The following is a 12,061-nucleotide window of genomic DNA, read 5'->3' on the forward strand; positions in this document are numbered from 1 at the left end:
TATCTTTTTGTTTGGGAAACACCGGTTTCCCATCTGGATACGGTCCTTCCAGAGACATTTAATATTTCTGCCAACTGCTCCTGTGTAATGCCTTTTTCTTTGCGAAGTTTTTTTAAAAAATTCCCGATTTTTACTTGGTCCACCTCAACTCCTCCTTTCATCATCAAATATAGAATCTGTTATCTGCAAATAACACGACACAAAGCGAGAAATGTCGTATTTTCACTAATAGACACAGTTGTCTATGCGTTTTTCATTTTTTCAATTATACAAACTGGATTTTCTATTTGTGTTGCCATGTCATTACATAATCTTTTTCTCCGGTAGCCTCATCTAAGCCACTATGCTGAATCTCAAATCCTTCTCTCTTATAAAAAGATATTGCCCGTGCGTTCTTTTGGTATACGTTCAAGTGCAACTTATTCCTTTTATCCTTTGCATAATTCAGCAGAATTTTACCTATACCCTGCGATTGCATTTCACCAGAAACAAAAATGCCCTCAACATATTCATCATTTAACCCTATAAAACCCTGTATTTCTGTATCATACTCATACACATAAACCTCTGCTAGTAACAACGCTTCTTTTACTGATTTGAAATTGCTTTTCCAGTATTCGGCGGGGATAAAATTATGTGCCTTTATATTTGTATCCAACCATATATCTGCAACTTTATTTATATCATCCCTTTGAAATTCTCTAATCATAACGGTGACTCTCCATAAACTTGAATTTAAATTATAACGGTCTTTGCAAATACACCATATCTACCAACTGTATTCCACTCTCATAGATTGGGTGGTCATAATTATCTATAAAGAAATTTGATATGATATGCGAACGGACAAAACCACACTTTTCATAAAATGGTATTGTCAGTGGGCTATCGCCTGTTCCCACTTGCAGAATGGCATATTGCTCTCTGTAATTATTAACAATAAACTCAATTAAGGCTCTTGCATAACCTTTCCCTTGATATTCTGGAACTGTCGCAATGTTCTTGATTTCAAGTATGTCATTTTCTTTATCGGTTATGACACACTCACACTTGACCCCATTATCATCAAGTACATACATCTTGCCGTTATCAAGATAACGGTCAACCATATCTTCCTGCTCATCTGCTAATAGGAGCAAATCAAGATATTGTTTTTTATTTTCTTTAACTTCAATAATTTTCATCAATCGCACCTACAAATTCTGATTGAACAAAATCGCTGCGCGATGGCCTGCCAAGGCTGTGGCGCAGTTTTATTTTTATTAAAAAGCAATGGAATTACTTTCCATAATCCGTTATTGTTAAGTTACCACACGAAACAACTGAATTAAGAAAGCTCCACTGCCTATGATAAGAATAACATTTTCCAGTCTCTTCCGCAATCGGAATTATGACGCTAACGCACCTCCGAATAGGTAGATGTAATTATTAACACTACTTATTCTGGAGGTTTTATTATGTATAAAGATACTTTTGAATCCATCCGCAATGAAGCGGAAAAACGTAACCTGCGTGAAAGAACTATTCAACTGTATTGCTCTGATGTCAGTTACTTCCTTCGTTGGATTGGAAAAAATGTTTCTGATCTTACACTTGAAGATGCGGAAAGTTTTCTTACTGCTAAACGTCTGGAAGGTAATGACATTAAGACGTATGATCTGACTTAATCCACAGTCACATCTCTGATTTGTGGATAAATCCACTTTATCTGTTATCATATTTGCGAAAATTATATATTTTGTTATCATTCTGTTATCACAAACGGTTGTCAGGACACTCTCCCGGCAACCGTTTTTCTATGCTGTTCGTTATTCTTTTCCGCCCTTTTATATATTTCCAGGCAACAGAAAAACCCGTAGAACCGAAGTTCTACGGGTATCTTACGTTTGGACACAACGTTATCTTGCGATAACAAATCTATTGTATATGCGCCAATCTCACGACTTCGTCGTTCGTTCGCGGGCATTCGTAAAATGCCCACTTCCAAAGCGATAAAAAAGAGACTTGCAAGCAAGCTTGCAGTCTCTTTTTTTATCGCCTTGATTGGCGCTTTATTCATTGCTTTCGCGTATATTACTCGATGATTGTAGCAACACGTCCTGATCCTACAGTACGTCCACCTTCACGATATCAGACCGGTGTATTGCGGTATACGAATAGTGATTTTTTATGTGATTTGTGTGGAAAAATCCGGATTTTCCGTTGTGTCCGTGTGGTTTTCCGGAATTTTTGTTATCATGGTGTTATCACTGTATTTTTAGTTTTTCTGGCATATTTTTTCTTACATTCGTAATCTCTTTATTTAAATCTTTTATATATTCTTTACACACATCTATATATAATCCTGTTTTATATTCTGGTTTTTCCAAAAACTGTAATTCAATTGGATACTTTGTAATCTCCGTAAGTAACTTTACAAATATACTTTTCAAATTATTTTGACTCTCATCATCATTAAGACATACTTCTGCAACTTCTTCAAAGCCAAATACTAAATAATCTTTATTTTCTCTTTTCTCCAAATGTACATTAATCACTTTGCTTTCCTGATTCATAAATATCCTTCCTATCATAAAATGCATTTTTACCGCCCTCAAAAGTATGCATACTTTCTTGAGTCCAGTTTTTAGTGTCTGTTTCATCATTTATATTTCTAAGTTCATCATAAAAAGGATTACCAATATACGTTTTATATACTCCATTCTCATGAGTTCTTAGTATACTAATATACGGAAGTGTGCCAACTGCAATATTAGCATTATGTGTTGCTATAATTACTGTTTTTCTCCGTTTTGCAAGATCAGTTAAGTGTTTGCTGTTTACACTTCGGACAGTAGAGTGGAAAGTTCTTTAATTCGGTATCTTCTTGCATTATCGTTCGGGTTTTATTTCCACAGATAGGACATAGAACCCATTTTATAGTTTCCATATTTTTCTCAATCCTTACTTCTAAATATTATCCTACTAAATTTATAAAATTTATCGCAACGGTTTTTAAGTTTTTGCTTCTTGATTACTTAACGGCGGAAAAAGAATGTTTTCACATAGGGCTGTTGTTTACATGTTATTTTTTTGTTTTTTTAATTCTATACCCACCAGCACAACAGATAGCATAAACGCTGAAAAATCAGCAACAGGTCCCGCAAGCAATACTCCCATAATTCCGAAACGAAGCGGGAGCAGCAGGGTAAGCGGAATCAACACAAAGGTCTGCCTTGTTAATGCCAACAGAGCACCTTTTAACGATTTTCCTATTGCGGTAAAAAAACTGGAAGAAAGCAACTGCACACCATTTACCAACACCATGAAAAGATAGGTACGCATGAACAAAACAGCAAATTCAAAATACAGCTCGTCCCCATCTCCGAATAGCGAAATGATAGATTGCGGGAAAAATTGAAATGCGATGAAAGCAATTGTGGAAACAACAAGGTTCCATTTTACCGCAAGCAGGTAAGCCTCCCGTACACGATGGTATTGCCTTGCCCCATAGTTGAAGCCGATAATCGGCTGTGTTCCCTGCGAGATTCCTACAACAATCGCAAGGATTATGGCATTTGTTTTCATAACGATTCCGCAAGCAGCTAATGGAATATCTGTTCCATATTTTGTTAATGCGCCGTAATAAGTCAACGAATTGTACTGAATGATTTGAATCACGGTAACTGCAATCTGGTTTGAGCTGCTGCTGATTCCCATGCTGCAAATTTTCATGCTTTCTTTGATGTCCAATAAAAACGACTCTTTTTCAAAATGGATTGTTTGGAAACGCCATAGATAACGGAGTGCGAGTATGAAGGAAAAAATTTGCCCAATAACTGTTGCCCAAGCTGCGCCGGCAATCCCCCAATCGCAAGCAAAAATAAAAATAGGGTCAAGAATGGTATTGATAATAGCTCCCATAACCATGCAAACCATTGAATACTTTGGTTTTCCATCTGCTCGAATCAAATTGCTCATACCATTCGTTACAATAAGAAACGGCATTCCAATCAATGTTATGCTGGCATACTGCTTTGCATATGGAAATACATCTGTCGTTGCCCCAAATGCCTTTAGGAGCAAAGACAGAAAAGTTTCTCCAACCAGCAAATAAATAATTCCGAAAATTCCCATCAGAACAATACCATTTCCCGCTGCTTTGGCGGCAGCTTTCGGCTCTTTGCGTCCAAGACAGAGGGAGACACTGGAAGCACTGCCAATTCCGACCAGTAGTGCAATGGCAAGGCAGATGGTAGAAAACGGGTAGGCAACATTGGTTGCTGCATTTCCCAAATAACCGACCCCTTGACCAATAAAAATCTGATCCACAATATTGTAGATTGAGCCGATAAGAGACGCCACAATACTGGGAACAGCAAAATTTTTCAACAGCTTTGAAATTTTTTCATAGCCTAGGGGATTCTCAGTCATTAAATTCATCCCCCTTTCTTTCTATACGGAGTTCCGCTGTAATATTTTCACCTGCCTGAATCAGCAAATCAATAAAGAGGTTTTTATCAGATTCCCTGAAGCCTTGCAATAAAAGAGCTTCTGTCTTTTCACATACCGTCTGTACCTCATCAATTACAGACAGCGCACGTTCCGTAGGATACAGCTTACACGTCCGCTTATCCTTATCATTTGGGGAACGCATAATCATTCCCTGCTTTTCTAATGCCGCAACTGTCCGTACAATATTGCTCGGATGAACATAAAACATATCCATTAAAGAATCCTGTAAAATGCCAGGCGAACGACAGATTTTAATCAAAAACATATATTGGCTGTTGTTGATTCCAAAGGGGGCAAGCTGTTTATCTAAATAGATTTTGTAAAATCGGTCTGTTACTGAAAGCCATTTTAATAGTTTCATAGATATATTCCTCCTAACCACCAGTATTATAATACAATATGCGTGCGCACGCAATTACTTTTAACATTATATCTGCCACTTTGTCCTCCTAAACACAAATCAATTCTACATCTATAATCTCTACTGCTCTGCTACGAATATTATTCATTTTCCTAACCCATTCCATCTGATCCTGCATCTTCAGTTCTTTTGTCACGCCCCACTGTTCAGCCATCTGCTCCACCAGTATCTCGACTTTTTCTCTTACTTCTTTATCAACCTGATTCAGATGCTCCGTCAGTTTCCCAGTCAATACCAGATACTGATACCTGGCACTTCGATGCTCCTTCAGAAACTGCTTTCGCATTATTCCATATTTCCCATATGTGGATTCTTCCTCATTGATTCCCAGGTCTGGCAGATAATAATCTCCATGCAATGTATAGCTCAGTCCGTTCTTTTCATCATAAATCTGTTTCTTCATATTCTTACAACTCCATTCCTCTGTATTTTGTTTTGTTCTTCTTTATCTGTGCATTGTGTTCTTCACTTCGTTCTCTTGCCCATTGTATGCGGTCACCTATTTTTTTCGGCATTTGCTCTTTCCTCTTTTTCGCTTCAAGTTCCTCCTGTATCCGGATATCGTCCTGTACCAGCCTTTCTACCATATCTTTCCCTAGCATGCGTAAAAGTCGATTATATCTGTCCGCAAGCCCCTGTAGTATTTCTTTCTCACCAGACAATTTCTGATAATCTTTCTGAACTTCTGCCAGTTCCTTTTTTGTTTTTTCATGCTCTTGCTTTTTCTTCTGAAACTTACTTTTCCAACTATCTCTTTCTCTTGTGAGTTCTTTCACCTGTGCAGCCATCGCACCAATTTTGTTTTTCATTTCAATGAATAATGGTTTTATTTTCTTATCCCGGTAAGTTACCGCACGTTCCAATGCTGTAGCTTCCGGCAGAAATGTTTTGATCATTCCATATTCTTTTATTTCCTTACTGACATTATCCATCACAGGTTGTAGGAATTCTCTTCTGTCCTCCAGTTTTTTCAATTCCATTTCTGCTTTCTCCGCACTTTTTTCTGCTGTTTCTTTATCTTTCTGTAACTGATTTTTTTCTTCTTCCAGCAGCTTAATGTCTGCTCTCGCTTCTGCAACCTGAAAAACCAGACCTTCATTCTCCGCTGTCAGATATTCTTTTTTCTGTTCCAGTTCCTGCACTTCTTTTTTGCGTTCTTTTTTCTTGAAATTGTAAACATCCAGATGCTCTTCATGTGTTCCTTTCTGTTCCCATTCAATTCCATGTTGCTTTGCAATTTCTGCTAACACTTCTTTTTCATGGTTTATCCACTGATTCAGTTCTGTGTCGTGCTTATTTCCGCCTTGAAATCCAAGACTTTTTAATGCCTGCTTCAGTGAAACTCTAGTATCCATTCCTTTTCCCTTCCAGTTGGTCACATAAGGAACAAAGTCAATATGCAGATGCGGAGTAGCTTCGTCCTGATGCAGATAGCAGCTAAATACCCGAAGTGTCGGATTCCGCTTCTGGAAGTCTTTCACATATTCGTCCAGTACCTTTACAGCTAGATTTCCTTCTGACGTTCCCACCGCCATATCCTCACGATTTCCTATCTGGAATATCACTTCATGGAACAACTTCTCCTGTTTACCCTGTCGGATTTTTTCATAATAATTTGCAATCTGCCGGTCCTTTCTTTTCCCGACATTGTATCTCTCCACAGCATCGTTAAACAGTTCCTTATAAACTTCTTTCAGATTCTCATTCTTATAACAAATGTTCAGTTGTACTCTGTCTGGATTTACATTTTCTGCTACAAAATCTCGTCTGTTATGAGCCAGTGAGCCGGCTCCGATCATGCCACTGATTGTTCGTTTTATCATATGTTTTCTCACCTCTTCTCTGTTTGAGTGCCAGACATGGCACATAATTTTTATTTACGCCAGTTATGGCGATATTTAAGAAATTTTCGCCGGATACGATATTTAGGAACCTTCTCGAACATTAGTAGTTCGAGAAGTATCGGGGACAAGCCCCTCTTTTGTTACTTTTGTCAAAAGTAACGCAAAAGCACTTTCGACAGCCGTACCGTCCATCAAAAGTCCCCTTGCGCCCTGCCGGGGGCATAACGTCCTTATGGACGTCTGTTCTGCACCGACCGAAGTGGATCATAGATCTGTTTATTCTGGTATCCTCGCCTGCACATATTCCAAATCTCCACAATAAGGCGTTCCCACCAGATACCATTCTCTTGCCAGATTCATCTCCATTCTGGTCTGTACCCATTCATCATCTACCAGCACTTCCAGTCCTTCTCCGCAGTGAAATCCTGTATCAATCCATAGATCTGATGATAATAATCCATATCTTCCATTGCTGCTGTTATATCCTAATCTTCCCTGTTTCATCATTTTCTGCTCCTTTCCAGTCTGTAAACGGAATCTGTAAACGGGTCTCAAAAGATTTTAAAAGTTAACTTTTTAAGTTTTTCCTTAAAGTTCCGTTTACATCGTTTACAATAATCTTTACTCAAACGGTATTTCCAACTGTTCCGGCACTTCCATAAATCCATCTTTATCTTTCTTCACAGAATCTTCCATTCTTTTCCATGAACGCTGTATTCCATATTCCTTTCCGAACCGATGTGTACCATGTGGTTTCCAGCCTACAATTGCATTGTTCATAATATTAGCAATCTCTTTACCTTCCCACTGTTTCATTTCTCCAGTTCGATGTAGCGCTTCATCGAACAGAATTCTAGTACACACATACTCGTCATCGTAGTCATCAAGAAATGCCTGTATGATTCCGGCATTGGTATCTTCCGGCATAAATTCTTTCTGCAGACGCTTTGCCTCTTCTTCAATTTCCTTTGTAAATCCTAAGAACACTTTTCCCTGTCGATACAGTACCATTGCCTCTGCCCAGGCCTGTTCGATATAGGCTTTGCTCTCTGCCTCATTGTCCAGAATATGAACTACTGCTTTCGACATATCTGTCATCACCGGAGCAAATCGTCTGTTTCCGGTTCTGTCCAGAGGAAGGAAATTCAGATCATTTGATGTTCCGCAAAATACACACTGTCTCGGTCTGTCTTCCGGGTGAACTTCATAAGGCACTTTATAAGTTTCTTTCTGTCTGCTTAGAAACGATTTTATCTGTTCAATATTCTTTGCTGTGATAGTTGCCTTCATTTCTCCCATTTCGATAATCCAGTGGTTCTGCAGTTTTCTATAAATATTTTCATCGTCCAGATGATCCAGATTGTCACTGAACCATTCTTCTTTTATCGCCAGATATTTGAAAAACGTAGACTTTCCGGCTCCTTGACTTCCAACCAGACACAGCATAATGTCATATTTAATTCCCGGTTCATAAATTCTTGAAATTGCTGCCAGCATGTGCATTTTCATTACTCCGATTGTATATTTGCTCTTTTCTGCTCCCAGAAAATGCGGAAGCATATTTTCTATTCTTGGAACCCCGTCCCAGACCAGACTCTCCAGATAATCTCTAATTGGGTGATATTTATTTTCATTGGAAACAATATCTACTCCTGCTTTGATCACACGCTCACTTGTCAGTTCATAATTTTCTTCCAGATACATTTTCAGATTATTTTCATCAGTATCTGTAACCGTAGGACTGTTATTCCTCCGTTCCCAGGGCACCTCTTTCACAATGTCCATTCTTCCGGAAAGCTCATTTCGTTTAATCGCTTTTTTCAACACTGGATCTTTTTGTAATACGGTTACACAATTTCTGATTGTCTGCTTTGTTCTTCCTTTATCGGTGTGCTCCAACATATTATTGACATCTTCTGTTGTAAGCATCTCATCGTTCACAATATCTTCTAATTCCATCAAGGACTTTTCGCTGATATTCGTTAATTCTTTCTTCAATTTTTTCAACCTCCCTTCTCTTCATCTTGATAAACTCTACAATTTCTTCTCCTGTTCCAAACATCAGCACGTCCAGATAGTCATTTATCTTTCTTTCATTTGCCAATGCCTCTGTAAATAATTCGTGCCACTCTTCATCCGGTTCTGGTCTGTAAAACTCTTTCCAGAACTGAATCCATTTCAGATATCTGATTAACACGTCTGTTGCATGTCTCAACCACTGCTCTAATTTTTCTCTAATCATCACTACTTTAGATTGCTTTTGCTTTAAGGGCGCCCTGTTTCGGGGCGTCCTTTCGTATTTGCTTCTGTTTCCGACCTTAATATCCAGTCCAAAATCTTCTACCAGCTTTTTTGCGGCTTCATACTGTAATAATCCAAATAACCTTGCTGTAAAATCTATCGCATCACCGCCCACTCCACATGCAAAGCAATGATACATTTTATCTGCCTTCATACTTGGGTGTCGGTCTTTATGAAACGGACAACACGCCATTCCATTTCTTTTTACTTTAATCCCGTAATGCTCCGCAGCCTGCCTGGCTGTCACACATTCTTTTACCTGTTCAAATAATGTCACTTCTACCTCCTGCCCCTCCAGGCAAGTCTCTGATGAACAGATATTCGGGAATTGTTGTATCTTTCAATTCGTGGTATACTGAATCTGCCAAGATGATATATCAGTGAATCTGATTATCAGAGAACTTGCTCAGATATTTTGTCTGGGCTTTTTCTTTTTGTCTGTCAGTAGCCATAGCTCCACTCCTTACACAAATCTCCTTGTAGGAATAATGATGATTTCAAATTTGCTTCCATCCTCTAATTCAAGAAGAATCACATAATCTGAATCCTGATCCGGTAAAATGGAACTTATCTTCAACTTCTTACTGTAATTAATTGCATCAAATATTTTTCCGACTACTTTCTTTGTTTTCATTTGCTTTTTCCTCCGTATTAACGTTTATTGTCCAGCATCTCAGCTACTTTTTTCTGCTGTGACGGGTACAGATGTCCATAAGTGTTCAATGTCATCTGAATATCCTTGTGCCCCAGTCTTTCCTTGATAATCAGTGGTTCTACGCCCTGGTAGATCAGATATGCCACATGACTGTGCCGGATGTCATGCACTCTGATTGATTTTACACCAGTCAATGCTTCATATTTCTTGAGTCGTTTCTGCAGTGTTCTTGCTACAATCGGAAACAACCGCTGATCTTCCGGAAATCCATAATGCTTCTTCGAATACTCCTGTACCTCTTCCTTAAGAAAATTGGGAATATCAATGGTACGTACAGAATTTTCTGTTTTTGGAGTATCAATCACATCTCTTTTCCTAATCCGATTATAAGTTTTATTGATATGCAGGAGATTTCCGCTCATATCAAAGTCCGAAAGACTCAATGCCAGAAGTTCTCCTTCCCTGATTCCTGTCCAGAAAAGAATTTCAAATATCAGATAATCTTCACTCCCCGGCTCAATCCCGGCAATAAATCTGTCGTATTCTGCCTTCGTCCAGAATTCCAGCTTATTTGCATCCGATTTTCCCATCTTTTTTACTTTCTTACATGGATTTTCCTTCAGATTGTAAATTTTCTGTGCATGATTAAACAATGCATTCAACTGGTTCTGTATCATGCGTTCATAAGTCTTGCTGTAATCTTTTTCTTGAATGGTATTCTGCCACTGGATTACATCAGCCGGTGTAATCTCATTCATTTTTCTTGTTCCAAAATATGGAACAATATGCTTCTCCATCATGTGCTGCTTATTTCGGATTGAATTTTCTTTGAGTTCTTTTCTCTTATCTTCAAAATAAACTTCAATGAAACTTCCCATCTCCATTTTCATATCCGCTGCAGTCTTTCTCATGAATTCCTTTTCATAATTCAATGCTTCTCTCTTTGTCTTGAACCCTCTTTTCAGCTTCTGCGTTTTCTTTCCTGTCCAGTCAATATAACGGAAACTCACATACCAGGTTCCCTGTGTTTTGTCCTTGTAAGCTGACATCTTAACTCCTCCTTCATACTGCTCTCTGAGAGCATCCATAAAATTTTGTTTCCCAGTAGGGACGTGGAATCTTTCCACGAACTGCTACATATCCTTCCTTTGCCAGTTCATCATTGAGCTGCTTCAGAATAGAATATGCTTTACTGCGTTTCACACCTAATTCTTCCATGACATCATCAACATTCATCATATAATTAGTTCTCATAGCGTCCTCCTTTCCAGTCACTTTTGTGCTAGAATAGAAGCACAAATATTATTAAGGAGGCAGCATGTTATGGTAGGTAAAAAAATCCGGGCATACCGGGAATTCAGAGGATACAGTCAGATACAGTTAGCCGAGCTGTCCGGCATTAACGTAGGTACGATCAGAAAATATGAACTTGGAATCCGAAATCCAAAACCGGATCAGTTAGAAAAGATAGCAACTGCGCTGGGATTAAATGTAAGTGTTTTTCTGGATTTTAATATTGAAACAGTCGGAGATGTACTCTCTCTGTTGTTTTCTATTGATAATTCAGTGAACCTCTCACTTGCCGAGACACCTGAGCAGAAGATTTCACTGACTTTTGATAATCCTACAATGCAGGACTTTTTCAGGAAATGGTGTCAATTTAAAAGTGTCTATGAAAAGGAAAAAGCTGAAATATTAGCTATTGAAGATGAAGATAAAAGACAGGAAGAACTGGATAAGCTCAACGCTACCCAGGAAGAATGGAAACTGCGTGCTATGGGAACTACGATAGGTTGCCATACTATCGTTAAGAAGGGCACTGAAGGCAATGACATCAAGACATATGATCTGACTTAATTTTGTGCATAAGAAAAAGAGCTCACGAAGAGCTCTTTATTTTTGGTGGTCTGGGGGAATTGCTTATTATTCCATGCTACCATTACACCATATCGCCGCAAATACCCAGACCTACTAATAAGATTTCTTTTTTCATAATATCAATTCCTTTCTTGTAAATGCACTTTTCGATGTCATATACTATTCCCGAAATCATAGAACTCAAAAGAATTCCTAATATGGTGGCGATATCTGGAATCGAACCAGAACCTATTGCTAACTTAATTATAGTGGTAGTGTAGCATTGATTTCAAATTTGTCAATCAACTTTCAAAATTTTGTTATCATTCTGTTATCACAAACGGTTGTCAGGACTCTCTCCCGGCAACCGTTTTTCTTTATCATTCGTTATTCTTTTCCGACTTATTTAACTTTTTTAAGCAACAGAAAAACCCCAGAAACACAAGGTTTCTGGGGTATCTTACGTTTGGACACAACGTTATCTTGCGA

17 protein-coding genes are annotated in these 12,061 nt (G+C 38.4%); 2 read left to right on the plus strand and 15 right to left on the minus strand.

The genetic code is table 11. The features are described 5' to 3' along the window. The 3 genes from PG840_RS16000 to PG840_RS16010 form a co-directional block, all read right to left on the minus strand. Positions 1 to 143: helix-turn-helix transcriptional regulator (locus PG840_RS16000; RefSeq protein WP_270613877.1), on the minus strand; the 143-nt coding region annotated here is incomplete at its 3' end. A 140-nt stretch (positions 144 to 283) separates the two neighbouring features. Continuing rightward, positions 284 to 709 carry an N-acetyltransferase gene (locus PG840_RS16005; protein WP_055247538.1) on the minus strand — a complete coding sequence of 142 codons (426 nt, stop codon included), beginning with the start codon at positions 707 to 709 and terminating at the stop codon, positions 284 to 286. A 31-nt stretch (positions 710 to 740) separates the two neighbouring features. After that, positions 741 to 1,184, minus strand: a complete 444-nt coding sequence (locus tag PG840_RS16010) for a GNAT family N-acetyltransferase (protein WP_034880612.1) — start codon at positions 1,182 to 1,184, stop codon at positions 741 to 743. A 273-nt stretch (positions 1,185 to 1,457) separates the two neighbouring features. Between PG840_RS16010 and PG840_RS16015 the strand changes: the two genes are divergently transcribed. After that, positions 1,458 to 1,667, plus strand: a complete 210-nt coding sequence (locus PG840_RS16015; RefSeq protein ID WP_243014448.1) for a phage integrase N-terminal SAM-like domain-containing protein — start codon at positions 1,458 to 1,460, stop codon at positions 1,665 to 1,667. A 579-nt stretch (positions 1,668 to 2,246) separates the two neighbouring features. On the opposite strand, the gene PG840_RS16020 is transcribed toward PG840_RS16015, so the two are convergent. The 12 genes from PG840_RS16020 to PG840_RS16075 form a co-directional block, all read right to left on the minus strand. After that, positions 2,247 to 2,555, minus strand: coding sequence for a hypothetical protein (locus PG840_RS16020; RefSeq protein WP_044921757.1), 309 nt, complete (start codon positions 2,553 to 2,555; stop codon positions 2,247 to 2,249). Between the two features lie 245 nt (positions 2,556 to 2,800). After that, positions 2,801 to 2,929, minus strand: coding sequence for a cysteine-rich KTR domain-containing protein (locus PG840_RS16025; RefSeq protein ID WP_080786855.1), 129 nt, complete (start codon positions 2,927 to 2,929; stop codon positions 2,801 to 2,803). Positions 2,930 to 3,057: 128 nt separating this feature from the next. After that, a complete protein-coding gene (locus PG840_RS16030) occupies positions 3,058 to 4,422 on the minus strand; it encodes an MATE family efflux transporter (RefSeq protein ID WP_117606417.1) in 1,365 nt (454 codons plus the stop codon). Then, entirely contained in the window at positions 4,406 to 4,855 is a 450-nt protein-coding gene (locus PG840_RS16035; RefSeq protein WP_117606416.1) for a MarR family winged helix-turn-helix transcriptional regulator, read from the minus strand. Before PG840_RS16035 ends, PG840_RS16030 begins: the two co-directional genes overlap by 17 nt. Positions 4,856 to 4,943: 88 nt before the next feature. Beyond that, positions 4,944 to 5,318, minus strand: a complete 375-nt coding sequence (locus PG840_RS16040) for a TnpV protein (RefSeq protein ID WP_117606415.1) — start codon at positions 5,316 to 5,318, stop codon at positions 4,944 to 4,946. A 4-nt stretch (positions 5,319 to 5,322) separates the two neighbouring features. Continuing rightward, the gene (locus PG840_RS16045; RefSeq protein ID WP_276513751.1) at positions 5,323 to 6,738 is read right to left on the minus strand and encodes a plasmid recombination protein; all 1,416 of its coding nucleotides are present in this window, start codon (positions 6,736 to 6,738) and stop codon (positions 5,323 to 5,325) included. Positions 6,739 to 7,035: 297 nt separating this feature from the next. Further along, positions 7,036 to 7,263: a DUF5348 domain-containing protein gene (locus PG840_RS16050; RefSeq protein WP_055066584.1), complete on the minus strand. Its 228-nt coding sequence runs from the start codon at positions 7,261 to 7,263 to the stop codon at positions 7,036 to 7,038. Positions 7,264 to 7,380: 117 nt separating this feature from the next. Next, positions 7,381 to 8,718 (minus strand): virulence-associated E family protein, encoded by a 1,338-nt coding sequence (locus tag PG840_RS16055; protein WP_117606429.1) that lies wholly within the window; start codon positions 8,716 to 8,718, stop codon positions 7,381 to 7,383. Continuing rightward, positions 8,690 to 9,337: a CHC2 zinc finger domain-containing protein gene (locus PG840_RS16060; RefSeq protein ID WP_117606413.1), complete on the minus strand. Its 648-nt coding sequence runs from the start codon at positions 9,335 to 9,337 to the stop codon at positions 8,690 to 8,692. Before PG840_RS16060 ends, PG840_RS16055 begins: the two co-directional genes overlap by 29 nt. A 186-nt stretch (positions 9,338 to 9,523) precedes the next feature. Further along, positions 9,524 to 9,694: a hypothetical protein gene (locus tag PG840_RS16065; protein WP_173821400.1), complete on the minus strand. Its 171-nt coding sequence runs from the start codon at positions 9,692 to 9,694 to the stop codon at positions 9,524 to 9,526. A gap of 17 nt (positions 9,695 to 9,711) precedes the next feature. Beyond that, entirely contained in the window at positions 9,712 to 10,764 is a 1,053-nt protein-coding gene (locus tag PG840_RS16070; protein WP_117606412.1) for a site-specific integrase, read from the minus strand. A gap of 13 nt (positions 10,765 to 10,777) precedes the next feature. Next, entirely contained in the window at positions 10,778 to 10,969 is a 192-nt protein-coding gene (locus PG840_RS16075; RefSeq protein WP_016441025.1) for a hypothetical protein, read from the minus strand. Between the two features lie 69 nt (positions 10,970 to 11,038). On the opposite strand from PG840_RS16075, the gene PG840_RS16080 reads away from it, so the two are divergent. After that, positions 11,039 to 11,572 (plus strand): helix-turn-helix domain-containing protein, encoded by a 534-nt coding sequence (locus tag PG840_RS16080; RefSeq protein WP_075671347.1) that lies wholly within the window; start codon positions 11,039 to 11,041, stop codon positions 11,570 to 11,572. The last annotated feature ends 489 nt before the right edge of the window (positions 11,573 to 12,061 follow it).

Origin of the sequence: Coprococcus sp. AM97-35, from assembly GCF_027697525.1 — a bacterium.
GTDB classification, from domain to species: Bacteria; Bacillota; Clostridia; order Lachnospirales; family Lachnospiraceae; genus Allocoprococcus; species Allocoprococcus comes.